Below are 26,266 nucleotides of genomic sequence, written 5' to 3'. Positions count from 1 at the left end.
GCGCCGGAACGTGCTTAATTCACCGGCGCGCGCTAAACAACAAGCCCGGCCGGATCGGCCGGGCTTTCGCTCGTGTTGCTGTCATCCCGTTTCCCAACATGTCCTTGGCTTTAGAATATACCTCGATGCTGCGACCGACCATCCGCAAGCGAATCCTCGGCATCGCCATCGGGCTGATCTTTCTGATGGTGATCATCTCGGCGCTGTCGACGGTGATGACGCGAAAAATTGCACATCAACTGGATGAGTTGACGACAAAATATGTCGAGGCATATGGGCATCTGGCGCGGATGAATGTCCGCTCGCTGGAGCAGGCGGTGGTGGTTCGCCGGATGGTGTTCATCAAGATACAGACGCCGCCGGACGAGACCGCCTTTGCAGATCAGCAAATCATCTATGAGGCGAAAGGGCGGGAGATCGACCAGGAGGCGCAAGCTGCGCGCGCTCTCATCAACGCGATCATCAATGATCCGACCACCGTCTCCGACGACGCCAACCTTGGTCGGATCGAAAACCGGATCGAAACCATAACGAGCGACCTTCGCCGTTACCTGGATGAAGAGAACAAGCGGATGTGGCCGCTGCTCGAAGCCGGCAATATGCCGGAAGTACGGGCCAGCCTTGTTCGGACCGACGCGCTTCGCGACGAATTCAATCGCAAGATTGAGGAAATCCGGCACGACATGCTGGGGCAGGTCCGCAGCGATGCGGCCGCGACGATGCGGGATCAGCAGCGCGCGATTGTCATCTCTGCGATCGTGACGATTCTTGCGGCCATCCTCGGACTGACGTTCGCGTTTTTTGTCAGCATCGGTATTACTCGCCCGGTGCGGCGGCTGCTGGACGGCACCCGCGCCGTCGAGGCCGGCCGGCTCGACGGATCGATCGACGTCACCACGCGCGACGAAATCGGCCAGCTCACGGCCGCCTTCAACAACATGGTAGAGCAACTGCGCCACAAGGAGCACCTGCGCGAGACCTTCGGTCGCTACGTCGATCCGCGCGTGGTGGAAGGGTTGATCGACCAGCGGTCACTGACGGCCGGCGCCGGCGAGCGGCGGGTGATGACCGTGCTGTTCTGCGACATGCAGGGCTTTACCAGCCTCAGCGAGGGCATGACGCCGCAGGGCCTCGTCAAGGTGATGAACCACTATCTATCGACGATGTCGGGGCCGATCCGCAGCCATCGCGGCATCATCGACAAGTATATCGGCGACGCGATCATGGCCTATTGGGGGCCTCCCTTTACCGAGCACAGCGAGCAGGCGCGCCTGGCCTGCCTCGCCGCCGTCGAGATGGCCGATCGCGGTACGGCGCTGCGCAGGGAGTTGCCCGAATTGCTCGGCATACGCACCGTGCCGAGCGACTGCGACGTTCGCATTGGGGTCGCCACCGGCGAAGTGCTGGTCGGCAGTATCGGCTCGGAATTCATGATGAGCTACACGGTGATGGGCGACGCGGTGAATCTGGCGTCGCGGCTGGAGAACGCCAACAAGGTCTATGGCAGCCATTCGCTGGTTTCGGAGGTTGCGATCACGGCGGCCGGCGATGCAGTCGAATCCCGCGAGATCGATCGGCTGGTGGTTGCCGGTCAGACCGTTCCCCAGGCGGTGTTCGATATCCTGGGGCGCAAGGGCGAGCTCACCGAGAAGCAATTGGCGTTGCGGGAGCGATATGCCGAAGGGCTCGCCGCCTATCGGGAGCGCCGCTGGGACGACGCGCGTCGGGCCTTTCATGCCGCGCTCGAGGCGGTCCCCAGCGACGGACCGGCCACGGCGCTGGCCAAGCGTGTCGAGAATTTTCAGGTTAACCCGCCGGCCGCCGATTGGGATGGTGCGTGGCGGCTCGACCAAAAGTAAGAAGCCAGCGGCGCATCTACGCCGCCAGAAACTCCAGCACGACCTTGCAAAACTCCTGCGGCGCCTGTTCGAACATCCAGTGTCGCGTGCCGGGGATCACCGCCGTCTGTGCGCCCGGAATATGTTCGGCCAGCAAGCGCCAGTTCACCGCCAGCGCGCCCCTGGTGTCGCCGCCGCCGATCAACAGCATCGGCGTCCTGATCGTCTCCGCTTCGCTCTTCAGGAATGGCTGGCGGTTTTCGCCAACTTGGCCGAGCAGCGTATAGATGTTGTCGCGCAATTGCTGCCGCGCCGCTGCCGGCCATCGCGCCCATGCACCTTCGCCGTCGATGCCGTCGACAAACAGTGCCAGCGCGCCGTCAATGTCACCGCTTCGCACCATCTCGGCCGCGACCGGAATGCGCGGGCCCGGCGGCACGGGACCGGGAGGCGGACTGCTCGGCTGCAGCGACGGCTCGAGATCGCCGCCCGGTTCGGCAAGGACGGCCTTGCGCAACAAATCAGCCCGCGCCTGCGCCACCCGGAATCCAATGTGGCCGCCGCGCGAATGGCCGATCAGATCGACCGGCCCGGCATTCAGTTTTTCGATGAAGCCGATGACGTCGGCGACGTGCTGCGCCATCAGATAGTCGTTGCCGACGCCGTCCCAATGCTCCGGGAAGAACCGCCGCAGGCTCAGCGAAATCACGCGGTGCCGTTTCGACAGCGGCCCCAGCACTGCGTTCCAGGTGCGGAAATCGCCGAGCGTGCCGTGCACGAGAACCAGCGGCGGGCTGTTGCCAGCGCCCTGGCCGACATCGAGATAGGCCATGTCATAACCGTTGACGTTCAATGTCTGCATAGCGATCAATCCTCCGCGAGATACGACAGCACGATCTCGCAATATTTCTGCGGCGCCTGTTCGAACATCGGATGCGTGGCCCCCGGGATCATCTCGACGCGCGATGCCCTGACGTTGGCGGCCAAGGCATTCAGCACCTTTGGCAGCGTGCCCTTGGTGTTGGCGCCACCAATGAACAGCGTCGGCGTCGTGATCGCTTCCGCATCCGCCTTGGAGAAGGGCGGACGGTGGTCGCGCATCTGCCCGATCAGCGTCGTGGCGTTATCGCGCAGCAATTGCTTCGGCGCTGCCGGCAGGCGCTTCCAGGCGCCGGGACCTTCCAGCGCATCCATGAAAATCTGCAGGCCGCCGTCGATGTCGCCCTTGGCGATCACCTTGGCGGAAGCCGCGATCATTCCGGCCAGCGGCGAGGGGCCGGGCTTATAGGCTGGATCGAGCGTGGCATCGAGTTCGCCGCCGGGCTCGGCCAGGATCAGCTTGTGTAGCAGATCAGGCCGGCGCTGTGCGACGCGGAAGCAGATATGCCCGCCGCGGGAATGCCCCATCAGGTCGACCGGCCTTGTATCCAGCTTTTCGATGAAGCCGATGACATCGTCAACATGCTGCGCAATCGAATAGGTGTCGCCGACACCGTCCCACTGCTCCGGGAAGAAATGCCGCAACGAAGGTGCGATCACCCGGTGTCTGCGCGCCAGCGGTCCCAGCACCGACGACCAGATCCGGAAATCGCACAGCGAGCCATGCACGCACACCAGCGGCGGGCCATTGCCGGCGCTTTGGCCGACGTCGAGATAGGCCATGTCATAGCCGTTGACGTGAAGCGTTTGCATGCGAAGCTCGTGGAATTGGAAGCAGGCGAGGGGCCATTGGAAGGGCCATTGTAAGCCGTCGGCGGGAGCCCCAGATCAGCGGAAGTTGTTCATGCCGTCAAGTTCCCCCGGGATTCGGGTGGATAGCAGTAATCTCCAAGCCTAGATTTGGCTCGAGATGCGAAGCTGGGTGGCACTGAACGGGAGAATATGGAGCCAGTCATGACCGGGCACCATTTTACGATATTCGACACCGCGATCGGCCGTTGCGGCATCGTCTGGGGCGAGCGCGGCATCACCTCGGTACAATTGCCGATGGGCGATGAGAAGAAGACCCGCACCCGCCTGCAGCAGCGCCATGGCGACCTGATCGAGACGCCGCCGCCGGCAAAGGTGCAGGCCGCGATCGACGGCATCGTCGAGCTGCTCGAAGGCAAGCCGAACGATCTCGCCGACGTCGTGCTCGATCTCGACGGCGTCCCCGAATTCAACCGCGGCGTCTACGACATCGCACGCACGATACCGCCGGGCAAGACCATGACCTATGGCGATATCGCCAAGAAGCTTGGCGGCGTGGAGCTGTCGCGCGACGTCGGTCAGGCGCTCGGGCGCAACCCCTGTCCGATCGTGGTGCCGTGTCATCGCGTGCTGGCGGCGGGCAACAAGCCCGGCGGCTTTTCCGCCAATGGCGGGGTGGTGACGAAGCTGAAGATGCTGGCGATCGAAGGCGCGGCGGTGAACCACACGCCGAGCTTGTTCGACTGAGCGCTCGGAAAGCATGATGAAATCAGATTTGATTGCGACCACGAAGAAGGTGCGCTCCCTCTCCCGCTTGCGGGGGAGGGTTGGGGTGGGGGTGTCTCCGCGGGCGACACTGCCCGAGTGGAGAGAGCCCCCACCCGGCGCTTCGCGCCGACCTCCCCCGCAAGCGGGAGAGGTAAAGCGAGTCTGCTGCCAAACTCGTGTAACCAAAAATCGTCATGCTCTAGCGCCCCTTGAAATTGGGTTGCCGCTTCTCGTTGAAGGCCAGCACGCCCTCGCGGCGATCTTCCGTCGGCACCATGCGGTTATAGGCCTCGATCTCGAGCGCGAGGCCGTCCCGCAGGGATAACTGCAGGCCGCGATGGATCGAGAGCTTTGCCTGCCGGACGGAGATCGGTGCGTTGCGGGCGATCCGCGAGGCAGTCGACAGCGCCGACGGCAATAGTTCGGACAGCGGAAAGACTTCGTTCACAAAACCCCAGTCACGTGCTTCCGCTGAAGTAAACGGCTTGCCGGTCAGGATCAGCTCCTTGGCGCGGCGCTCGCCGACGGCGCGCGGCAAGGTTTGCGTGCCGCCGCCACCCGGCATGATGCCGAGTGTCACCTCGGTCAGCGCGAAGCGCGCGCTCTCGGCGGCGTAGAGGAAATCGCAACAGCCTGCGATCTCGCAGCCGCCGCCATAGGCCGCGCCGTTGACGGCGCCGATGATCGGGACCGGGCAGTCGATCAGCGCCCGCACCATCCGCTCGAAAATGACGTGCTGGCGCGTCCACGCCTCGTCCGTCATGCCGCGGCGTTCTTTCAGGTCGCCGCCGGCACAGAACGCCTTGTCGCCGGCGCCGGTCAGCACGATGCAGCGCAGGCTCTTCGGATCGAGCGCGACCTCCTCGAAATAGCGCACGAGGTCGCGGCCCATCTGGGTGTTGAGCGCATTGGAGGCATGCGGCCGATTGAGACGAATGATCGTCACGTACTCGTCGACAGTTTCGACCGAAAGCGTCTCGAAAGCGGATGGGTTCGAACTCATATCGCCTCGCAGGAGAATCCGTTGTCCTTGCGCCGGATCTTTCCGATCGACGGCGAGGGAAAATGCGCGGTGCAGCACAGCGTATCGGTGTCGCAGTAGCGTTCCAGGAAGCCGCGCCGCGTCGCCGCCGCCTGCGCCTGGTCGACGTCGAACTTCACGGATAGTTCCGGATAGCGCGTCTGCAGCGGCGAATGCATCAGGTCGCCCGAGAACACGGCGTCATCCTTAGCCCGACCAAAGGTGAAGGCGACATGGCCGGGCGTATGGCCCGGCGTCGGCAGGATGCGGGTGTGATCGCCGATCGCAAAATCGCTGCGGACGATTTCGGCCTGTTTGGCCTCGACGACCGGCAGCACGCTGTCGCCAAATGGCGGAACCGGCGTCTTCGCGTGCGTCTCGGTCCAGTAGTCGAATTCGGTCTTGTCGAACACGTAACGCGCTTTCGGGAAAGTCGGCACCCAGCGGCCATTGTCGAGCCGCGTGTTCCAGCCGACATGGTCGACATGCAGATGCGTACACATGACGTAGTCGATGTCTTCGACGGAGAACCCAGCGGCGGCGAGACCGCGCATGTAGGTGTCGTCGGTCTTCATGTTCCATTTCGGACGTTGCGGCCGCGGCTTGTCGTTGCCGATGCAGCTATCGATCAGGATGGTGTGGTGCGGCGTCTCCACCACGTAAGACTGGAAGCAGAGGATCAGCACATCCCTGTCGTCGAGCGCGCCGCTCCTCTGCATCCACGAGCGGTGCTCCGCCAGAACCTCCGGCGTCAGCCCCGGCAGCATCTCCAAAGCCGGCAGGAAGGTGGTTTCCTGCTCGATGATGCGGTGGATGGTGAGGTCGCCAACGGTGAATTTCAGGCTCATGTTTTCCTGCCGACTTAGCGGGCGTTGTTGTTATCTCGGATGGACGGAATGATGAAGTTCGCAAGGATGTCGAGTGCTGCCTGACCTTGGCGCGGGCTGCTATAAAGTCCAGATGTGGTCACGACGAGGAGATCGAACTCGGGAACAATGAAGATCCGCTGACCCCCGAGGCCCATGGCGGCAATCCACTTCACATCCCTGTCGCCCGACAAGGTGCGGCCCATCCACCATTGCTTGCCGTAATAGAACAGGCCGCCGAAATAGCCGATGGCCTGAAAACGCGGCGTGACCGATTGCTCGATCCATTTGTCCGAAATAATCTGACGGTCACCCCACGCCCCCTTGTTGAGCACGAGTTGGCCGATTTTTGCGGCGTCGCGCGGACGAAGACGAAGGCCGACAGCAGGGGCCACTCTTTCATTTCGGTACTTCATCCATTCCCAGTCCGAGATGCCCAGCGGCGCAAACAGCGCCTCGCGCGCGAACGCCTCCAGCGATTGGCCCGACACACGTTCGATGATGTTGCCGAGCAGGTCCGTTCCGCCTCCATTATAATTCCACACAGTGTCCGGCGGCGCCGCGATCGGTTTCGACAGCACGTAGCGATACGGATCTGCCTCGCTGCCGAGATGCGGTTCGTCGTTTTGCGGGTCTTTCCAGGCGCGGTTCTCGTCCCACTGAATGCCCGACGACATGGTCAACAGATGGCGAAGGGTAATGTTGTCCCAACCCGGCGATTTCACCGCCGAATAATCCGGGAAGAATTTGACGACGGGTTCGTCGACGCTTTTGATCAGCTTGCGATCGATCGCGGTCCCCACCAGCAGGGAAATCACGCTCTTCGACACCGAGCGCATGTCGTGCTTGGTCGTCGCATCGAATTCGTGCCGTCCGCCGCCCATTCCCCAAGGCTCGTCATAGCCCGGAAAATATTGCTCGAACACGAGTGTGCCGCGGCGGACGATCGCCACTGCATGAACGTTGGCATTGGTCGTAGCAAGTCGCGCCGCGATGCCGCACAGCCGCGCGCCATCGAGGCCGACACTTTCCGGCGTCGCGGTCGGCCAGCCATCGCCAATGGTGGCCGGACTGCCGCAGGCGAGATTGCGCTGGCCGGTAGAGAATTCCTGTAGCTGTGCGGCTGCGCCGGATGCCGCCAGCACGAATACGGCGGCCAAGCCGAGGCGCCACAGTTTGTTGTTCGCCTCGGTCATGCTGCTGTCTCCTGCTCTCGCTGTTACGCCGGCGGCGGCACCGAGATTTTCACCGACGGCCGCTCCATCATCTTCTGATGGAAGGCATCGAGCTTTGGGTAGGCCTTGCGCCAGCCGCAATCGGCAAAGCGGAAATCGGCATAGCCGAGCACGCAAACCAGGCCGATCTGCGCAATGTTGAACGGACCGGACAGCACGTCGGGCTTGTTCTCGAACCGCGCCATGCCGGCCCACGCGCGATTCCAATGGTCGTCATGCCAGGCGTCCCAGCGCAGCCCTTCCGGGCGCACCATTTTTTCGTAGCGGCACAGCAGCATGGAATCGAGCATGCCCTGCAATAGCGAATGGTCGCTCTTCACCTTCCACCGCTCAGGCCCGGATGCGGGTATCAGCTTTCCGCCGCCGGCGAGTTCGTCGAGATATTCGACGATGACATAAGAATCGAGAATGACGTCGCCATTGTCGAGGATCAGCACCGGCAGTTTTTTCAGCGGCGTGATCTTCGAATATTCTTCATTGGGTTGACCCGGCGCGACGGTGGCCGGGGTTAATTCGATCTTGTCGATCAGGCCGGTTTCGATCGCGGCAATCCGGACTTTTCGGGCGAACGGCGAGGCGGGAGAGAAGGTGAGTTTCATGGAGGGGTTCCTCGGAGGTTTCTTCTTGTTTTGTCCGGCGATGACGACCACTCGATGTCATCATCCGCGAAAGCGGATGATCCAGTACGCCGCGGCGATTCGGTCTTCGCACCAAGGCCGCGGCGTACTGGATACCCCGCAGGAGCCTGTCACCGGGCTCGCCGAAGGCGAGACCCGGTGGCGGGGTATGACGTCTAGGCCGCGATGATTTCCTGACGCTGCTCGCCGAGCCCCTCGATGCCGAGGGTGACGACGTCGCCGACGTTGAGGAAGGTCGGCGGCTTCATGCCGAGGCCGACGCCGGGCGGGGTGCCTGTGGTGACGATGTCGCCGGGCAACAGTGTCATGAACTGCGAGACATAGGAAATGCACTTCGCCATCGAGAAGATCATGGTCGAGGTCGATCCGGTCTGGCAGCGCTTGCCGTTGACGTCGAGCCACATCGACAGCTTCTGCACGTCGGGGATTTCATCCTTGGTGACCAGCCACGGGCCGAGCGGGCCGAACGTGTCGTGCGACTTGCCCTTGGTCCACTGACCGAGCCGCTCGATCTGGAAATTGCGCTCGGACACGTCGTTGCAGACGCAGTAGCCGGCGATGTGGTTGAGCGCGTCGGCCTCCGAGACATATTTGGCGCGGGTGCCGATGATGGCGGCGATCTCGACTTCCCAGTCGAGCTTGGTGGAGCCGCGCGGCTTTTCAACCGCGTCGTTCGGGCCCGACAGCGCGGTGTTGGCCTTGATGAAGAAGATCGGCTCGGTCGGGATCGGCGATCCCGTCTCCTTGGCGTGGTCGCTGTAGTTCAGGCCGATCGCGACGAATTTCGAGATGCCGGTGACAGGCGCGCCCAGGCGCTGTTTGCCGTCGACGGCGGGAAGCTTGGAGGTATCCAGCGCCGCCAGCTTGGCCAGCGAGGCCGGCGAATAGGCGTCCCCGTCGAGATCCCTGACGTGGGCGGAAAGATCGCGCAACTGGCCGGATTTATCGATCAGGCCGGGCTTTTCCGCACCCTTGGCGCCGTAACGAACAAGCTTCATTTTATCGCTCCCTGCGGGGTTATCAGATCTTATTGGTGCTATACCTCGGCACGCTTCATGGAACAGCGGGGCAGGAAATTCAACTGCCGACCGACCCCAGCGCTACATACCAGACCCTCATCCTGAGGAGGCCGCAGCGCGGCCATCTCGACGGATGTGGCCCGACTGGGCCTACATGGTTCGAGACGGCGCTTCGCTCCTCCTCACCATGAGGGTTGGAGAGGGGCGCGCAACATTATCCCAGCGCCACGAACCGGAAAGCGTTGCCATCTCGCTTGATGTGACCGGCAGTGAAGTGCCCGCCAATCACCAGTGTCGGCGTGTCGGCGAAGCGCGAAAACAGTTCGCGGCGGGTTTCGGCCGACTGCCGGGGATCGGAATCGGCGGTCGAGGACCAGTCGAGATGCGCCATCTGGCACGGATGATGGGCGACGTCCCCCGTAAGCAGGGCTTCCTCGCCGTCCGACTTGATGTGGACGCTCATGTGGCCGGGACTGTGGCCGGGGGTCGGGATCAGCGTGATTTCATCGGTCAATCTGGCATCGCTGGCGACGAGCTCGGATTTGCCGGCGTCGGCGATCGGCTTCACGGAATCGTCGAACACGGCGAGCTTATCCGGCGCATCGCTGTGGTCGCGCCAGTGTTCGTATTCGCCTCTGCCGAACACATATCGGGCATTGGCGAAGGTCGGCACCCATTTGCCGTCGACGAGTTTCGTGTTCCAGCCGACATGGTCGACATGCAGGTGCGTGCACAGCACGGTATCGATACTGTCGGGCGGGAAGCCCGCCGCTGTCAGCATGTCGAGGAACGGATGCTTTCGGTTGTTCCAGGTCGGCACATTGCGGCCCTGCTTGTCGTTGCCGAGGCCGGTATCGACGACGATCCGGCGCGAGGGAGTCTCGACCAGGAACGAATGGATCGACATTTTCAGCCGGCCCTCCTCGGTCGCAAAGCGCGGGATCAGCCAAGGTAGCTTCCGGATTTCCTCGTTGGACGCGAGCGGAAGGATGAAACGGGTGCTGCCGACAGTCTCCATTTCGACAACTCTCGTGATCCTGACCCTGCCCACGTTCCAGTGCATCCGACGCGTCCTCTCGTTTCTGGTTGTTCGGGCAAGGATGCGGGTTTCCATCTGCCGGCGCAATGGATCATCCGACGGCGTTCAGCGTTATCGCATAGCCCGCATGAGGAACACGCGATGCCAGAACTCATGATTTCGCCCGAAAAAATCGGCTTTCTGATCGAGAAAGCCCGGCAATTCGACGTCAAGGAAGGGACATCCGATCCGGATTCAGGGTCGAACGCGGGCGATGACGACATGATCGACGTGCTGCAGGACAACGGAAAAGATCCGGTCGTCAGCGAGATCACCGGCTTCATCAACTCGCTTTCCGAGGACGAGAGGGTCGGTCTCGTCGCCCTGATGCGACTGGGGCGCGGCGACGCCACCATCGAGGAGTGGGAGGATCTACGTGCGGAGGCGGCCGGCCAGCGAGACCGCGACACCGCGCGCTATCTTCTCGGCGAGCCGATGCTTGGAGATTTGCTGGCGCAGGGGCTCGACGAGTTCGGCCTTACCTGGAACGAGGAGCGAACGACGGCGGATTCCTCCGGTGTCAGCCAGCGGGCAGAAGACGAGCGCAATCCACGATAACCGTGCCCAGCTTGTCGCCTTTCTCCACCGCAAGGTGCGCCAGCGCGGTGTCCGAGAGTGCAAACTGCGCGGCGACGTTGTGGATGCGCCGGCCTACCGACAGCCATTTCGTGATGTCGGCCTGCGCCGCCGCCAGTAGCGGCGGCGGCAGCGCAAACAGCACGAGCGCGCGGACCGCGATGCATTTCTCCATCAATTCGCGCATTGGTACGACCGGCGCGCGGTTGCCGTTGGTGGCGTAGACCGCAATCGTCGAATTGGTGCCCATCAGCTTCAGCGTGGTCTCGATATTGCCGCCGAAATCGACATCGACGACGCGATCGACGCCGCGCTGCCCGGTGAAGGCCATCGCCTTCGCAACAACGTCATCCGTCTTGTAGTTGACGACGAGATCGGCGCCGGCGAGACGTGCCTGCTCGGCCTTGGCTGCCGAACTGACAGTCGCGATCACCGTGGCACCACCCCATTTGGCGAGCTGCACGGCATAGTGCCCGACCGCACCGGCACCGCCGGTGACGAGCACGGTCTGCCCCACGATCGGCCCGTCGCAATAGAGACAGCACCATGCCGTCATGCCGGGAATGCCCAGCGTAGCGCCTTCGGTAAACGACAGATCGTCCGGCAGCGGCGTCACCAGATGTTCGGCGAGCGCAATATATTCAGCCGCGGTGCCGAACGCGCGGCCATTGCGCTGACCGTTGAACAGCCAGACCCGCTGGCCGATCTTGAGCCGCGTGACGCCGTCGCCGACCTGATCGATGATGCCGGCGCCATCGCTGTTGGGAATGACGCGGGGATATTCCATCGGCCGGTAACCGCCGCCGCGGCGCCCGACATCGGCCGGATTGACGCCGGACGCCTCCAGCCGCACCCGGACTTCGCCCGGGCCGGCCACCGGCGTCGGCATCTCGCCATAGGCCAGCACTTCCTGTGCTGACCCGGTTCGCTCGTACCAGACCGCTTTCATAGCGTGCCGGGGAAAGCACCGCCGTCGAGCAGGATGTTCTGGCCGGTGATGAAGCCGGCCTTGGCGCCGCACAGGAAGGCGCAGGCGTAGCCGAACTCGTCCGGATCGCCGAACCGCCCGGCGGGATTTTGCTTGGCGCGCTCGGCAAACACCTGGTCCGGCGGGATGCCGCGCTTCTCGGCTTCTGCCTTCCCCACACCGCGCAGGCGGTCGGTGTCGAACGGTCCCGGCAGCAGCGCATTGATGGTGACGTTGCTGATCACGGTCTTGCGCGACAGCCCCGCGATGAAGCCGGTGAGCCCGGCACGCGCGCCGTTGGAAAGCCCCAATATGTCGATCGGCGCCTTCACTGCGGCCGAGGTGATATTGACGATGCGGCCAAATTTCCGCGCCATCATGCCGTCCACCGTTGCCTTGATCAGTTCGATCGGCGTCAGCATGTTGGCGTCGATCGCCTTGATCCAGTCGTCGCGGGTCCAGTTGCGGAAATCGCCGGGCGGCGGGCCGCCGGCATTGTTGATCAGGATGTCCGGTTCGGGACAGGCCTTCAGCACGGCCTCACGGCCGGCGGGCGTCGTGATGTCGCCGACAATCTCGGTTACCGTGACGCCGGGATTGGCCTTGCGGATATCGTCGGCCGCCTTTTTCAGCGCTTCCGCGCCGCGCGCGGTCAACGTGACATGCACGCCCTCATTGGCCAGCGCCATGGCGCAGGCGCGCCCCAATCCCTTGCTCGATGCGCAGACGATGGCACGGCGGCCTTTGATCCCAAGATCCACTTTTTCTCTCCCGTTCCGTCAGGTGATGTTCTTGTAGTCCGATGCGGACACTCTAGCCAAGTCGGATGCTGCTGATAAGCCGCGGAGGCGTGCGGATAATGCATATTGCGATCCCGGAAACGGCTCTCTCCACGTCATTGCGAGCGAAGCGAAGCAATCCATGCCACGGCATAACGGATAGATGGATTGCTTCGTCGCTTCGCTCCTCGCAATGACGGAGGGGCGCGACAACGCAAATCAACCCGCCCGCATCTCTGCTCTAATCATGTCAGCGGCCTTTTCCCCGATCATGATCGTCGGTGCATTGGTGTTGCCGCCGATCAGGGTCGGCATGATCGACGCATCGACCACGCGCAATCCCCCGACGCCGTACACTTTCAGCTTCGGATCGACCACGGCCATGGGATCGTTGACGCCCATTTTGGCTGATCCGACCGGGTGATAGACGGTGTCGACGCGGGCGCGCAACAGGCCGCGGATGTCGTCATCGCTATGCACGCCTTCCGTGAACATCTCCTTCTTCTGCAACGCACGCAGCGCCGGCGTCTCCATCAGCCGGCGCGTGGTCTTGAAGCCGGCGACCATGGCTTCCAGGTCGTCCGCCTCGCCAAAGAAATTCGGGTCGATCAGCGGCGACGCAAATGGATCGGCGCCGAGCAGCGAAATTCTACCGCGGCTCTTCGGCCGCAGCAGGCAGACGTGGCAGGAGAAGCCGGTGCCGCGATGGCGCTTGCGGCCATGATCGTCGGCCAGCGCCATGCCGAAATGAAGCTGGATGTCCGGGATGTCGAGATCGGGTCGGGTTTTCAGGAAACCGCCGCATTCGGCGAAATTCGACGTCATCGGCCCGGTGCGTTCGCGGCGATACTGTCTGATAGCCCGCAGCAGCCGCGGCAGCGCTTTAAGCGAAATGCCGTTGAAGTGGGGATTGTCGGACATGTAGCCGAACACGAAATCCGGGTGATCCTGCAGGTTCTGCCCGACGCCGGGCAGATGGTGCACGGTGGCGATACCGTGCTTTGCAAGCTCGGCGCTGTCGCCGATGCCCGACAGCATCAGGAGATGCGGGGTCTGGAACGCGCCGGCGGAGAGGATCACCTCGCGCCGGGCGCGGATCTGCTTCAGCTCCTTGCCCTGCCGGTATTCGACGCCGACCGCGCGCTTGCCGTCGAACAGGATGCGAGTGGCATGGGCGTGGGTCTCGACGCGCAGGTTGGCGCGACTACCCATATGCGGATGGATATAGGCACGCGCGGCGCTGCAGCGCTCGCCGTTTCGCTGCGTCAGTTGATAGATGCCGAGGCCCTCGTGCTCGTCGGCGTTGAAATCCTCGCGCAGGCGAAACTGCGCCTCCTGCGCCGCCTGCAGAAAAATCTGCTGCACCGGATTGCCGGTGCGCGACTTGTTGACCGCGAGGGGACCGCCCTTGCCGTGATACTCGCCGTCAAAATCGGCATTATCCTCGGCGCGCTTGAAGTAGGGCAGCACGTCGGCGAACGACCAGCCGGCATTGCCGAGCGAGGCCCATTGATCGTAGTCGGCACGGTGGCCGCGGATATAGATCATCGCGTTGATCGCCGAGGAGCCGCCGAGCCCCTTGCCGCGCGGCTGATAGCCGATGCGGCCGTTGAGGCCCTTCTGCGGCACCGTGCTGAAGGCCCAGTTGTTGACGTTGCCTGCGACCATCAGCACGAGCGCGAACGGCGTCGTGACCACCCAATTGTCGTTCCGGCCGCCGGCATCGAGTAGCGCCACCGAAATGTTCGGATCCTCCGATAGCCGTCCCGTCACCGTGCAGCCGCCGGAGCCGCCACCCACCACCACGAAATCGAAGATATCGGTCACCCCCATGCCCCCTCTCGGATTTTTGTTCTGGCGACCTGATGGGCCGCGGCTTTGGCCGCAAAACTCCGCTTTTGCGGCGTTTATGGCAAGAGCGGTTCCAAAGGCCGGTTTTGGCGCTCCAACCCCTCGTTTTTGCTGTCATAAAATCTGCAAAAGCCCCTTCTTGCCCCTTTCCAAAGCGGGGTGACGTTGATACATACCCCTCGCACCCGATGGCCTTGCCCGGGTCGCCTTCTCAGGAAGCCTCCGGACGGGATCGATCGGCGCAACCACGCGTTGGCCGGCTTTCACGTCGGGTCCGGTTTTTCGAAGGCGGTGCAACGGTTTAACGCGGGGTGGAGCAGCCCGGTAGCTCGTCAGGCTCATAACCTGAAGGTCGCAAGTTCAAATCTTGCCCCCGCAACCAAATAACGCCGCCAAGTCAACGACTTGGCGGCGTTCGTTTTGGAAGAGCGACTTCTCTCGCATGCGTTCGTGCGCACGCTCGGAGCTCATTCGCTCTATTGAACGAGAGCACACTCATGAGCTTCGCCCGTCGCTCCTTTTTGCTCTGTGCCTCCGTTTGGATCGCCAAACCTGAAAGCTTGTGACGAACAGAACGAGCGGCACGAAGCCGGCAGCAAAGACCAGAAGACGGCCGGGCAAGCCGAAGGTCGATCCGTTATGTAGCCAGAGCTGTTCGGTCATATAGCGATCGCCCAGCGACATGGAATCGGGCGTGCGGTCGTGCGCGAGCGCGCCCGTCCACGGATCGAGCCAGATGGCACCGCGGGTGCGAAGGGCTGGACTGGAGTCCGGCGGGCGCAACAGGACGCGCCAGGTGTTGCGGCTCTCGTTCGGCGGATTCAATTGCGCTATGTCGTAGCCGGGCTTGGCGGCGCGCGCCGCGAGAACGATTGCATCAGCGGACAATCGTGTGGCGCCGCTTGGCGCTGCAGGCTTGATGGTCGGCGACGGATAAGGAGTGGCCGTCGAGACCAGGCCGACTACCGGGCGGATGACACCGGGAAACACGATACCGATACCCGTAACGGAGATCAGAGCAAGCAACGCCAGGCTCCAAAAGCCTGCGGTGTTGTGCAGATCGAGCATAAAGCGTTGCAGCGACACGTGCCTGCGGATCGAGACCGAGCGCCAGAACCGGCCTCGCTTCGGCCACCACAGATACAGGCCCGAGAAAGCCATCCCGAGCAGCAGGAAGCCGGTCACGCCGACCAACTCGTTGCCCCACCAGTCATAGAGCAGCAGATTGTAGTGTACGCGATAGACGGTGAACGCGAAGCAGTTTGTGTAGTCGCGCCGGCCCAGCACCTTCCCGTTCGAGGGATCGATCATGGTGGTCCAGAGGCTCGGGTACCGGCCTTTCTCCGTCGGATGGGCGTGCATGACAACCCAGACCGGCCAAGTCCGGTCAGGTGCGATGACGGATCGGATCGGCGCCGGATCCACGGTGGCTGCAATCCGCATGACCTCGGCGGCCTCAAGACGGTGCTGAGGTCCGGCCGGGGTGTACAGGCTCGGATTCAATGCCGCATCGATCTCGCGATAAAAGACGATGAAGCTGCCCGTGAGCCCGATCGCCACGAGGAGGAGGCCCAGGCTGAGGCCAATCCAACGGTGGAGCCAGACGAGCGCAACGCGCAGCCGGGGCGCCTTTGTGGGCGTCCAGGCGGCTGCTGCTTTGGCTCCTGAAAGGTCGTTCACAACATCACTGTCTCACGGCGATTCAGAAGTCGATGCTCGCCGAGAGCCGGTAGGTGCGCGGTGTGCCCGGAGTCAAAAAGCCACGTCCCGTCGTTGCCCAGTAGTCCACACCGAAGACGTTTTCGACCGCTGCACGCAACGTCAGCGGCCTGCCGTCAATCTTGGTGACGTAGCGTGCTCCGATGTCGGTCCGAACCCAGTCCGGGATCTGCTGTGTGTTCCCCTGATCGTAATATTGCGGCGAGGTGTAGATGACCCGCGCGGTCAGGGTCGCCACTCCCGATGTCCGCCAGAAGGGCAGATCGTATTCGCCATAGAGGTTGAATTGGATATCCGGCACCCCGACCGCGGTTTTGCCATCGTAGCGGCCGCCGGCCGTCTTGATCTGCACGCCATCGAAGAAAGCCACGCCACCAAGCAGGCGCATTCCCGGGGCGACCTCACCGAAGGTGTTGAACTCCACTCCGCGATTGCGATTCTCGCCGTCGACGGCGAAGATGTTGGTCGTACCGGTGATGCCGTTGGGCTGCGTGATCTCAAACGCCGCCACGGTGACACCCAAGGTCCCGAAGTCGTACTTGGCACCGACCTCCATCTGCTTGGACACGATCGCAGGAAAGACTTGACCGGCATTCACGGTCCCGCCCGGCGCCGTTCCACCCGACGTCAGGCCTTCGATGTAGTTGCCGTAGAGCGAAAGGTTGCTGATTGGCTTCACTACGAGAGCCACAGCAGGGGTGACCGCCTCGTTCTGCGGGCGTGAGTTCACGGCACCCGTGGTCGTGTTGAAGTTGGTGACGTCGATGCCCTGCCAGCGCCCGCCCAGCGTGAGAAGCACGCGATCATCGAGGATCGACATCGTGTCCGCGATCGCGACGCTTTGATTGATCCGCCGCGCGGAAAGTGGCGCGTTGTGCGACAGGCCCCCCGCGCTACGCGGAGCCACGTAGATCGGGTTATAGAGGTTCGACGTGATCAATGGTCCGACATTGGTCGTGGCAGTCCCGCTGTCTTGCCACAGCCCGGTTGCCGCAAGCACGGTAGAATGCTTCACCGGTCCGGTGGTGAAACGGCCGCGTAGCCCGATCTCGCCAGTCTCGCGATCGGCATCCTGCACGGTGAGGGCCGGCTGTGACGTGAACTTGCCCAGTGCGTCCCTGATGCGCACAGTTCCGCCGAAGAAAATCTCCTTGGATCGGCTGCGACCGTAGGCTCCATACAGCGTCCAGAAATCGTTGAGGTCATATTCGGCGCGGGCCGCAGCGTATCGATGGTTGGAATTGTAGTATTCCCAGGGCTGCTGCTGGTTGATCGTGAGCGAGGGCGAGGCCGGGATGGGAAAGTTCGGGTCCACTTGCCGCACGCGTGTGGGTGCGTTCAGGTCCTGCTGCTGGTAACCGAAATCGACGGTGGCCCGGAACCGCTCGCCACGGTAGTCGAGAGCAACCGCGCCGACGCCGAACCCATCCGTCTGGAAGTCGATCGGCGTCCGGCCATCGCGATAGGCGCCATTGACGCGAACGCCCCATTCCTTGGTGGCGCCAAAGCGCCGGCCGAAATCGATCGCCGACCCAACATTTCCGTTGGACACGAAGCCCGTAGTCCATCGCGTTATAGGATCGTCGGTGGCGCGCTTCGGGATGAGGTTGATGGTGCCGCCGATATTTCCGAACGGCGAAATCCCATACAATAAGGCGCTTGGTCCCTTGAGGATCTCCACGCGCTCGATGGGTTCAAGAGCAGGGCGGCGCGTATCGGTGATGCCGTAGAGGCCGTCAAACGCGATGTCGCTCGCGAAGACCGGGAAGCCGCGGATCAAGAATCCGTCGAGTCCGCTGTAGCGTGGTGAGTTCGTGCGCACCGAGGGATCGTTGTCGGTGACGTCGGTGATGGTGTTGGCTTGCTGGTCGCGGATGAGCTTGTCCGTGTAGCCCGTCGTGTTGAACGGCGTATCAAAGACATTGCGATTGCCCAACATGCCAACGCGTGTGGTGGTCCCGACCTGGCCGCCCGCATACGGAGCCGGCGGTTGACCAATGGTGCCGGTCGAAGGCGTGAGATATGGGACAGCCGCGGCCTGTCTCGCTGGAGCTGCAGCGCGCGGAGCAACGACGCGCGCGCTCCTTGCGCCCTGCTGAGGCTGTAGACGTCGTGCGGCTTGACGTTTTGGTGAGTCAATCGTGACGGCAGGTAAGGAGACTGGTTCTCTTGCGTGAACTTCTTGCACTAATTGAAAGGACAGTGCCAGGTAACTCGCTGTGCCACAACAAACGGCACAGTAGAGCTTCTTCGTCGAAAGATTCATCCTCACCCCGATTTGATCGTCATCGTGGCGGCCTCTTACTGAATCGTTTGGCAAGCAGACATGTGTCGGGCGTTAGAAGCCTTCAAAACAGCATTCGTTTTTGTTGGATGTTGTATTTTTATCGACCAGAGACGGCGATGATTCTCGCTAGGCGTATCCTGAACACGCAGTCACAACGCCGGCGGGATACGCACCGGCGAGCCCAGCCCTCAGCGCACGACAAGCCTCGGCAACAACTTGAGCATAGCGCTGTGCCAAGGGTGCTCGCGGTGGTTTGGACTTTTTTGAATGCCGACTCGTCACAACTCGCCAGACGATCTGCGGTAGACACGGCTTGATGCCGAGCTTCGAGCGGATCAAGCTCGGTGCAGCAGCGCAGCGCACCGATCCCCGCCGCGAAGCCTGACGTTCAGCGATGGATGTTCCCGCGGTGGAACTGAAGGAGAACGTTTCCCGCGTAAGCCCAGAGCGCAGAACTATCCGTTCGATCAGGCTTCGCACTGCTTTTGTCGCTTTCGACCGTTGAGCGCTTCGGTCAGGGCTTCGCGCGTGCGGGACCATTTCCCGTGGTCGGACGTTAGTTTCTTGAGAGAACGGCTACTGGCAAAGCCGTTCGCGGGGCGATGCACCACCAACTGGAGACGATCATGCCAGAGCGAAGAACAGTGCAGAAGGCCAGGCGGGACAAGCGCGCGGGCAAATCGCCAACCACCCAGGCGGGCGAGTTTGTGCACGAGGAGATTCGCAAAGTCCGCCGCGGCCAACATGGAGCGAGATCGCCGCAGCAGGCGATTGCAATCGGCTTGTCCAAGGCACGGCGTGCGGGCGTTCCGCTCCGTCCGCCGGCAAAAGGCAAGGCCAAGGCAAGAACCCGCAGAAGCGCCGAATACGCGTATGAGGCGGGGCAGGGCAAGCGAAAGACCCGACGCCGACCGCGCGTTTCACGTGCTGTATCGCAGACCCTCAAGCGTGAACCACGCGGCACGGCGTCGCGTGCAGCACTGTCGAAACAAGCACGAAGCGCCGCCTCGCGTCGCTCCGCCTCGGCCCGCTCAGCGGCGGCTCGGAAGGCCGTAAAGACCAAAGGCCCGGCGCAGCGCTCTGCGGCAGCCAAAAAGGCAGCCCGGACCAGAACGCGTCGTCGGCGATAGCCTTGCGCCGAAGATCAATTTTAAAGCTACCACAATGGCGAGAAGAACACGGTCACGGAAAAGCAAAGTCGTCAGGACCCGCCCCCCGAGGCAGTCTCAGAACGCACAAAGGAATTACGAGCGCTACGTAGAGTTGGCGCGCGCTGAAGCGCTGAAGGGCGATCTGATCGCAGCCGAAAATTATCTTCAGCACGCCGAGCACTATTTGCGGTCGATGCACGATGAGGCGCACGGTGGACGACTCTCGCCGCAGCCGGCAACTTTGCCCAAGCAGCGGCTGAGACACAGCGGATGATGGAGCAATCCTTCTACAATCGCGAAACCTGAGGACGGACGTGTCCTGCTCTTGGCGGGACCGCTCCACGGGCCTTTGCGCTCGGAACCAATGCGGGCCGCCCGGAGTTCTTCATTTTGAAGCGGCCGTTTTGCACGAACGAACTTGCAAGCCCTTTGCCCCACAAGGGGCAGCTCATCATGAGGAGGCTGGCCGTGATTCGGGATATTGTCGTCAACTTGGCGACCGGTAACTCTCGCGATCCTGCAGCAGCGTACGCGATATCCGTCGCCAGGATGTTCGACGCCCAGATTACAGGGATCGCAATGTGTCACTCCCCAGCGATTGTGGCCGGCGGCATGGAGGCTGTTCCGGCCGACGTAATCGAATCCCTGCGCGAAGAGAGCGCCAGGGCGGCAAACGGGGCCATCGAAAGATTCAAACAGGCAGCGGCGCAGGCTCGCCTTCCTGCCGAGACGCAGATGGTCGAGAGCAGCATTGAAGGAATCCCAAGGGCGTTTGGCCGTATTGCGCGGACGTTCGATCTCGCAATCGTTGCGCAGACCGAGCCTGAAGTGATGACCTCCACGGGTCCTGTTGCTGAAGCAGTGATGTTTGAATCCGGACGGCCTGTCGTCGTCGTACCCAGTATCCAAAAGGAGGGCATCAAGCTCGGCAGCATCCTCATCTGCTGGGACGGAAGCCGCACCGCCGCCCGGGCGCTCGCGGACTCGATGCCGTTACTGGAGCGCGCAAAATCGATCGAGGTGATCAACGTAGGTAATGGCCGTCGGGAAGCCGAAGAATCCCTGGCGGCCGTTGGCAGACATTTGGCGCGCCATGGCTTGAATAGTAGCAGCAAGGCGCTTATCGCCGATGGGACCGATGTCACAAACGTAATCCTGTCGCATGCGTCAGATCTATCAGCCGACCTTATCGTAATGGGCGGCTTCGGCCATTCTCGGCTGCGCGAGTTCATCCTCGGCGGCGTGACGCGCGGCATTCTCGACACGATGACTGTTCCGGTACTGATGTCGCATTAAAGGCTTCGTTTGCAGGATGCGCAGCTCATCACTCGCAAAAGCAAGATGAGATGGCCGAACGACATTCGCGTTACCCAGCTTTGGCAAGTGTAGACACCGATGGCCGAGACAAGCGCTGCCAACAAGCGAATTGATCGGCGCCGGGTCGCGCCCGAGGGGCACTTCCGTCAACCGCGGCTATATTTGGTTGGCGAGGCACCTGGCGCCGAAGAAGCTGAGCAGGGCAGGCCCTTTGTCGGGCCGGCGGGTGGCGCGTTGCGCAAACTGCTCGAGCAGGCCGGGATCGACCTCAGACAACTACGTTTGGCCAACGTGATTCCATTTCGGCCTATGGAACACACGAAGAAATCCAAGCCGCGCAATCGCGCTCCAACTATTGAGGAAATCAATCATTACGGCGCTGCAGTGCTGACGGACATCCGGCGCTCCAAGCCGCGCGTAGTCGTTGCGCTCGGCAGCACGGCGGCTCGGCTATTCAGGGCGTCGCGTTCGATCCAAGCGTCGCGCAAGGCAAAGCTCCAATTTGATGGCCGTCCCCTGCAAATCACTTTTCACCCGGCCTACGTCCGCCGCTTCGGCGGGTCGAACGGTGACGCTTGGCGTAAGATGGTCGCTGATCTGCGCCGAGCCTGGAACGTATCGGCAATGTACTCAAATGGCGCTCGAAGCAGGCGGCATTCTCCCGAGGGTTCGAAGGCTGTTTAGCGGGTTGCGCTTATGGACCTGAGTTCGATTGTCCTCAGCGTTCGTAGCTTGCCGGGTCTGGGCTGTCCGACGGATGGGCGAATGCCTTGCGCAAGACCGCCGACATCGGAGTCTTGAAATTGAGGCCGTTGGGCGGCACCGGCGATTCGAACCACTTCCGGTAGATCGATTCGATCTCCGGGCTTCTGTATAGATCCGCGGTCGCCCGGTCGGCCACGGCCTTGAACGGTGCATCGTCCTTGCGCAGCATGATCCCGTAAGGCTCGGCCCTGGACAGAGCTTCCTCGCTGATCATGTAGGCGGACGGATCCTTTGATCGCGCGATCGCGACGGCGAGTTGCACGTCATCGAGGACGTAGGCGGCCGCGCGTCCTGTCTCCAGCATGAGAAAAGCCTCCGCCTGATCTTTGGCAGCCAGCACTGCGATGCCGAGATTTCGCATGCTATTGACCTGGTTAAGCTGCACCATGTTGGTCGAGCCCGATATCGCAACAACGGGCTTGCCTTTCAGATGGTCGATCATCGTGATGTTGTCGGACTTCCTTGCAGCAAAACGGGTTGCCGACAGGAAATGCGAATTTGTGAACGTCACCTGGCGCTGCCGCTCCGCATTGTTGGTGGTAGAAGAGCAGACGAGGTCTACCGTCCCATTCATCATGAGCGGAATGCGATTGGATGACGTGACGGCAAGCGTTTCGACGGCAACAGTCGAGACTTTGAGTTCGCGTTTGACCGCATCGACGATCCTCATGCAGATGTCGACGGCATATCCAATCGCCTTTTGATCGCCGTTCAGATAGCTGAAAGGCACCGAAGCTTCCTGAATGCCGAGGATGATCCTGTTCGTCTCCTTGATCTTCTGGAGCGTTCCGGTCAGTTCGCTTGCATTTGCAGGCACGGCGATCAGGGCAGCCGCAATCATCGCCGCAGACAGGCGCATCGTCTTCACTCCATGGACATCGACAGTTCTTGTGAGGACCCCAGTCTTAGCCGAGATTGTTCGCGTGAGGTATCAAAGGTTGCTTCTAGCAGCTATCAACCAATTTTATCGGCGAGCCGCATTGGCGGCTCTACGAGCAGCCGCGCAGCGCCTGGACGTTCCAAATGGAAATGGTGAACCGCAGCGCTTGACGGCAAGCCTACGTGTTCCCACGCCGGAACTTGGCGTGCGATCATTCAGCGCGTGAAACACGCGCCAAAAAAAGCGAGGGCTGCTCCGTACAAGTCCGAGGTCATCTTAAGCTGAATGTTAATCCCTCGCGCTATCCGTCGCACGGGGCGGGGTGCGCGGGTGGCAAGTATTTTCGAGGTTCAGGGTTTTGGCGCATTGTCCGAATGGAACGGGCAGTTCTCAAGCGCCTCGGCCAAGCAGGCATTTCAAAAGATTGCGTCGCTCGGATCGAATTCGATCGAACTCACGGCCCGGATCTGGACCCAGACCGGAACGTCCAACTCGGTCTTTGCCGAACCAACCAAGACCGAAAGCGACGCCAGCCTCCTGTCAGGCTTTCAGGCGGCGCACGATGCCGGCCTGTCGGTGCTGTTCAAGGCCGCGCTCTCGACGTTGAACGGAACCAGGGTATCCAGCCTGGCGCCGGCGGATGTCGCGGGCTTTTTCGCGTCCTACAAGTCCGAGATCGTGCATCTAGCTACCGTCGCGCAGGCTGGTGGCGTGGAGATGTTCGCGATCGGCAACGAGATGAGCAGCCTGTCCGGCGAGCCGTATCGCGGCTACTGGATCGATCTCATTGCGGCAGTCCGCGAGGTCTATCATGGTGAGCTGACCTATGCGGCGGCGACCGACGAAGCTTCAAACGTCAGCTTCTGGGATCAGCTCGACACCATCGGCGTCAACACCTATCCGCCGTTGACGGCCAGCAACGCGCCAACCGTGCAGGATCTGGTCGATGCCTGGACTGCCGTTCCGGTCAATCCCTATTACGCGGCGGCGTTCGACTACAAATCACCGGTCGATTTTCTCCATTCGCTCGCGACCAAATATGACAAGCCGTTGCTGATGACCGAGGTCGGCTATCGCAGCATCGATGGCACCGCCATCTCTCCGGGATCGTGGACGAGCAATGGTACGCCTGACCTGCTGGAGCAGGGGGACGCCTTCAATGCCTTCTTCCAGGTCTGGACCGCCCATGGCGGCAGTTGGTTCAAGGGCGTCGAGCTCTGGCAATGGGATCTCAACAATCAATATTCGAGCACGGGCTATTCCGTCATGGGAAAGCCGGCCGAGGCGATCGTCTCGCAGTATTTTCATGGCGACGGGGCCGTGCCCGATCTTGCGATGAGGGGATCGGCCGTCGTCGACCTCATCGACCTCGGCCGGGGCGATGACACGATCAATGCGGGGCTGGGCGATGACATCATTCATGGCGGCGCCGGTGCGGATGTCATTGTCGGCGGGCCCGCAAGCAGCGGCAAACTGGCGGTAACAACGATTACCCTCGTGGGCTATGGCTCCGCGGTTGGCGGCGTTGGCGCGCAGGCCCAAATCAAGTTCAACGGCCAGCCGGTATCCGGATTAATGGAGTTCAAGCCGGCCGCGGATCCGTCTGAATACCAGACCTTTACGATAAGCTTCGTCGATTTCGGCCCGATCGCCTCCATCGACATCAACCTGGCGAACGCCACACCGGGGCGGGCGCTGCATATCAAGGATTTCCTGATCAACGGCGTCGCGCTGACACCGGCCGACGCCGCCAATGCAAGCTCACCCGGCACGTTTGATCTCTACGTCCACAATATCCATGTCGACATGACCAGCCACCAGGATTGGCTTTCCGGCGCGGCGACGGACAACGACGTGATCGATGGCGGCGCGGGCAACGATCTGATCACGGGCGGCGCCGGCGACGACATCATCGAGGGCGGAGAGGGCATCGATACGGCGAATTTTTTCGGCAACGTGCGCGACTACGACATCTCGATTGTCGACGGCCAACTGCTGGTGAACGACCGAGTCGCGGGCCGCGACGGCAAAGATCATCTCACGCATATTGAATTCCTGCAGTTCGCCGACGGCGTCATCGACGTCAGCGGGATGCCCGCCAGTCCGGCGCAGAGCTCTGGCAGCACGCTGAAAATGCTGGCGACCGACGGCAACTCCGCCTCTCCGCCACCGGTCGATGGCGATGATACGGTCGAAAGTGCTAGCCCAAATGCGGAGGGACGTCTCCTTGGGTTCTTGAGGCCGTTTTTCGGTGGCGCCTGCGACCGGCTCACCTTCGACAATCATGACCGCTTATCTATCGGGAACACCGATGACGCTGGAGTCACATTGACCTCGAGGGCCGTCGGCGACCTCCTGAACAGCGCTAGCCGCGATACGTTCATTTTCAGCGAGACGGCCAGACATGATGCGGTAAGGGGTTTCAAGGCAGGGGATTCAATCGGGGACGGCGTGAGCCAGATTGATCCCGGTCATGATGCATACATTACGCACCTGATATCGGATCACCTGCTCTTCATCTGATCGGGCAGATGCCGGGTTTCGTCGGCTGAGGCCGATGTCGCCAACCAGGCGACGCGAAACGAACCGGCTGTAAGACTTTCAATAATTCCTAGAATTTGTTCGAAACAGCAGGGCGGGTTTGTGCGTTGCGTTCTCGCAAGCCCTCACGGTGGCATCTGGCTGCAGCTTCCTGCGACACCCAAATTGCAACCATCCGAATTGTTCCCGGTCCCGCATTGTTGCGCTGTCGTTGCATTCGAAATAGCATCGATTGCGAGTCATGAGCGGGGCAGGGCAGAAGAAATGACATATGAGGTCCTTCTTTGCAGCTTTCTGCCGTCGACCGTTCGTTAACAAATACGGAACCCACGCACTGGAAGAAGCGCCTTCGCTGTCCTCGCTGCTCGTCGCCGCTGCGGAACGTGTGGTCACAGCCGACCTGCTCGAACCGTGCCTGCGATTATAGCAAAGTCGGGTTTCCGATGATCGGCGCGCAGCCGGTGCTGATCGATTTCGCAACCAGCATTTTTGAACGCAGGATGTACGAGGCCGAGAATGGCTCGGCGCTGCAGCGGGACGTCAGTCGCCGTTCCCTTGGATCGCGGCTGCATCGCCTTACCTTTGGAGGCAATCCGGTTGCGGTCGCCAACAGCGCAACGTTCATCGAGCTGTTGAAGCGGGAGTCGAGGCGGCCGGTTGTGCTCGTTGTCGGAGGCGGGACGATCGGTTTGGGCGCAGACGAACTCTACCGGGACGACTCCATCGAGCTTGTAGGCACTGACGTCTACGCTTCGCCGCACACCGTGCTGGTGGCTGACGCCCACAGCCTACCCTTCGAAGACGGCGTGTTCGACGGCGTCTGGGTGCAGGCGGTGCTGGAACATGTGCTGGAGCCCGCAACGGTCGTTGCCGAGCTGCATCGGGTGCTGCGGCTGGAAGGCCTGGTCTACGCGGAGACTCCGTTCATGCAGCAGGTGCACGAGCGGGCCTATGACTTCTCGCGTTTCACGCAGAGCGGTCATCGCTGGCTGTTCAGGCGGTTTTCCGAGATCAACGCCGGACCGGTCGGCGGCGCCGGCGTGGCTCTTGAATGGTCGATCCGCTATTTCGCGCGCGCGCTCGGCGCGGGCAACAAGCTGTCACGTCTGATCGTGCTGCCGTTCTTCTGGATCAGATATCTCGATGCGTTCGGTCGCGGCCGGGCCGCAGCAGATGCCGCCAGCGGCTTCTTCTTTCTGGGGCGCAGGGCCGAACAGGCGATGGATCCGCATGACATGCCGGATTACTACAATCGGCAGAAGTGAGTTTCGACCGATGGCG

22 protein-coding genes and 1 tRNA gene are annotated in these 26,266 nt (G+C 62.0%); 9 read left to right on the top strand and 14 right to left on the bottom strand.

Translation table 11 applies throughout. The features are described from left to right. Nucleotides 1-125: 125 nt before the first annotated feature. On the top strand, nucleotides 126-1,859 hold the full coding sequence (locus V1292_RS03955) for an adenylate/guanylate cyclase domain-containing protein (RefSeq protein WP_334370437.1): 1,734 nt from the start codon (nucleotides 126-128) through the stop codon (nucleotides 1,857-1,859). A 16-nt stretch (nucleotides 1,860-1,875) separates the two neighbouring features. Here the strand turns inward: V1292_RS03955 and V1292_RS03950 are convergent, their stop codons facing one another. Further along, nucleotides 1,876-2,700, bottom strand: a complete 825-nt coding sequence (locus V1292_RS03950; protein ID WP_334370436.1) for an alpha/beta fold hydrolase — start codon at nucleotides 2,698-2,700, stop codon at nucleotides 1,876-1,878. Between the two features lie 5 nt (nucleotides 2,701-2,705). After that, the gene (locus V1292_RS03945) at nucleotides 2,706-3,530 is read right to left on the bottom strand and encodes an alpha/beta fold hydrolase (RefSeq protein WP_334370434.1); all 825 of its coding nucleotides are present in this window, start codon (nucleotides 3,528-3,530) and stop codon (nucleotides 2,706-2,708) included. A gap of 201 nt (nucleotides 3,531-3,731) precedes the next feature. Here V1292_RS03945 and V1292_RS03940 point away from each other — a divergent pair, with 201 nt between their 5' ends. Continuing rightward, nucleotides 3,732-4,274, top strand: a complete 543-nt coding sequence (locus tag V1292_RS03940; RefSeq protein ID WP_334366553.1) for a methylated-DNA--[protein]-cysteine S-methyltransferase — start codon at nucleotides 3,732-3,734, stop codon at nucleotides 4,272-4,274. A gap of 220 nt (nucleotides 4,275-4,494) precedes the next feature. Here V1292_RS03940 and V1292_RS03935 read toward each other — a convergent pair whose 3' ends face one another. The 6 genes from V1292_RS03935 to V1292_RS03910 form a co-directional block, all read right to left on the bottom strand. Then, nucleotides 4,495-5,298, bottom strand: a complete 804-nt coding sequence (locus V1292_RS03935; RefSeq protein WP_334370433.1) for an enoyl-CoA hydratase/isomerase family protein — start codon at nucleotides 5,296-5,298, stop codon at nucleotides 4,495-4,497. Beyond that, on the bottom strand, nucleotides 5,295-6,164 hold the full coding sequence (locus V1292_RS03930; RefSeq protein WP_334370432.1) for an MBL fold metallo-hydrolase: 870 nt from the start codon (nucleotides 6,162-6,164) through the stop codon (nucleotides 5,295-5,297). The genes V1292_RS03935 and V1292_RS03930 overlap by 4 nt, the downstream gene beginning before the upstream one ends. Before the next feature lie 14 nt (nucleotides 6,165-6,178). Further along, complete coding sequence (locus tag V1292_RS03925) at nucleotides 6,179-7,378, bottom strand: serine hydrolase domain-containing protein (RefSeq protein ID WP_334370431.1); 1,200 nt, start codon at nucleotides 7,376-7,378, stop codon at nucleotides 6,179-6,181. 23 nt (nucleotides 7,379-7,401) lie between these two features. After that, a complete protein-coding gene (locus V1292_RS03920) occupies nucleotides 7,402-8,016 on the bottom strand; it encodes a glutathione S-transferase family protein (protein ID WP_334370430.1) in 615 nt (204 codons plus the stop codon). Nucleotides 8,017-8,210: 194 nt separating this feature from the next. Continuing rightward, a complete protein-coding gene (locus V1292_RS03915; protein WP_334370428.1) occupies nucleotides 8,211-9,053 on the bottom strand; it encodes a fumarylacetoacetate hydrolase family protein in 843 nt (280 codons plus the stop codon). Nucleotides 9,054-9,288: 235 nt separating this feature from the next. Continuing rightward, nucleotides 9,289-10,137 carry an MBL fold metallo-hydrolase gene (locus V1292_RS03910; protein ID WP_334370426.1) on the bottom strand — a complete coding sequence of 283 codons (849 nt, stop codon included), beginning with the start codon at nucleotides 10,135-10,137 and terminating at the stop codon, nucleotides 9,289-9,291. Between the two features lie 117 nt (nucleotides 10,138-10,254). Here V1292_RS03910 and V1292_RS03905 point away from each other — a divergent pair, with 117 nt between their 5' ends. Then, the gene (locus V1292_RS03905) at nucleotides 10,255-10,710 is read left to right on the top strand and encodes a DUF3775 domain-containing protein (RefSeq protein WP_334370425.1); all 456 of its coding nucleotides are present in this window, start codon (nucleotides 10,255-10,257) and stop codon (nucleotides 10,708-10,710) included. Here V1292_RS03905 and V1292_RS03900 read toward each other — a convergent pair. The 3 genes from V1292_RS03900 to V1292_RS03890 form a co-directional block, all read right to left on the bottom strand. Continuing rightward, nucleotides 10,673-11,677: an NADPH:quinone reductase gene (locus V1292_RS03900; protein WP_334370423.1), complete on the bottom strand. Its 1,005-nt coding sequence runs from the start codon at nucleotides 11,675-11,677 to the stop codon at nucleotides 10,673-10,675. The two genes, V1292_RS03905 and V1292_RS03900, sit on opposite strands and share 38 nt — an antisense overlap. Continuing rightward, nucleotides 11,674-12,456 (bottom strand): SDR family oxidoreductase, encoded by a 783-nt coding sequence (locus tag V1292_RS03895; RefSeq protein ID WP_334370421.1) that lies wholly within the window; start codon nucleotides 12,454-12,456, stop codon nucleotides 11,674-11,676. The genes V1292_RS03900 and V1292_RS03895 overlap by 4 nt, the downstream gene beginning before the upstream one ends. Before the next feature lie 237 nt (nucleotides 12,457-12,693). Beyond that, a complete protein-coding gene (locus tag V1292_RS03890; protein ID WP_334376932.1) occupies nucleotides 12,694-14,301 on the bottom strand; it encodes a GMC family oxidoreductase in 1,608 nt (535 codons plus the stop codon). A 329-nt stretch (nucleotides 14,302-14,630) separates the two neighbouring features. On the opposite strand from V1292_RS03890, the gene V1292_RS03885 reads away from it, so the two are divergent. After that, a tRNA-Met gene (locus V1292_RS03885) sits at nucleotides 14,631-14,707 on the top strand. A gap of 113 nt (nucleotides 14,708-14,820) precedes the next feature. Here V1292_RS03885 and V1292_RS03880 read toward each other — a convergent pair. Both V1292_RS03880 and V1292_RS03875 read right to left on the bottom strand, forming a co-directional pair. Continuing rightward, nucleotides 14,821-16,005 (bottom strand): PepSY-associated TM helix domain-containing protein, encoded by a 1,185-nt coding sequence (locus V1292_RS03880; RefSeq protein ID WP_334370419.1) that lies wholly within the window; start codon nucleotides 16,003-16,005, stop codon nucleotides 14,821-14,823. Between the two features lie 22 nt (nucleotides 16,006-16,027). Then, nucleotides 16,028-18,310, bottom strand: a complete 2,283-nt coding sequence (locus tag V1292_RS03875; RefSeq protein ID WP_334370417.1) for a TonB-dependent receptor — start codon at nucleotides 18,308-18,310, stop codon at nucleotides 16,028-16,030. Between the two features lie 1,185 nt (nucleotides 18,311-19,495). Between V1292_RS03875 and V1292_RS03870 the strand changes: the two genes are divergently transcribed. The 3 genes from V1292_RS03870 (at nucleotide 19,496) to V1292_RS03860 (ending at nucleotide 21,483) form a co-directional block, all read left to right on the top strand. After that, nucleotides 19,496-19,756, top strand: a complete 261-nt coding sequence (locus tag V1292_RS03870) for a DUF4167 domain-containing protein (RefSeq protein ID WP_334370415.1) — start codon at nucleotides 19,496-19,498, stop codon at nucleotides 19,754-19,756. 194 nt (nucleotides 19,757-19,950) lie between these two features. Then, nucleotides 19,951-20,778, top strand: a complete 828-nt coding sequence (locus V1292_RS03865; RefSeq protein WP_334370413.1) for a universal stress protein — start codon at nucleotides 19,951-19,953, stop codon at nucleotides 20,776-20,778. 99 nt (nucleotides 20,779-20,877) lie between these two features. Further along, complete coding sequence (locus V1292_RS03860) at nucleotides 20,878-21,483, top strand: uracil-DNA glycosylase (protein ID WP_334370411.1); 606 nt, start codon at nucleotides 20,878-20,880, stop codon at nucleotides 21,481-21,483. A gap of 34 nt (nucleotides 21,484-21,517) precedes the next feature. On the opposite strand, the gene V1292_RS03855 is transcribed toward V1292_RS03860, so the two are convergent. After that, on the bottom strand, nucleotides 21,518-22,423 hold the full coding sequence (locus V1292_RS03855) for an amino acid ABC transporter substrate-binding protein (RefSeq protein ID WP_334370409.1): 906 nt from the start codon (nucleotides 22,421-22,423) through the stop codon (nucleotides 21,518-21,520). Between the two features lie 351 nt (nucleotides 22,424-22,774). On the opposite strand from V1292_RS03855, the gene V1292_RS03850 reads away from it, so the two are divergent. Both V1292_RS03850 and V1292_RS03845 read left to right on the top strand, forming a co-directional pair. Further along, on the top strand, nucleotides 22,775-24,967 hold the full coding sequence (locus V1292_RS03850) for a glycoside hydrolase family 113 (RefSeq protein ID WP_334370407.1): 2,193 nt from the start codon (nucleotides 22,775-22,777) through the stop codon (nucleotides 24,965-24,967). Between the two features lie 461 nt (nucleotides 24,968-25,428). Further along, nucleotides 25,429-26,250: a class I SAM-dependent methyltransferase gene (locus V1292_RS03845; protein ID WP_334370405.1), complete on the top strand. Its 822-nt coding sequence runs from the start codon at nucleotides 25,429-25,431 to the stop codon at nucleotides 26,248-26,250. Nucleotides 26,251-26,266 lie beyond the last annotated feature (16 nt).

The organism is Bradyrhizobium sp. AZCC 1719 (assembly GCF_036924525.1).
In the GTDB taxonomy this organism is placed as follows: Bacteria; Pseudomonadota; Alphaproteobacteria; order Rhizobiales; family Xanthobacteraceae; genus Bradyrhizobium.
This window is presented reverse-complemented; position numbering and strand designations above follow the sequence as displayed.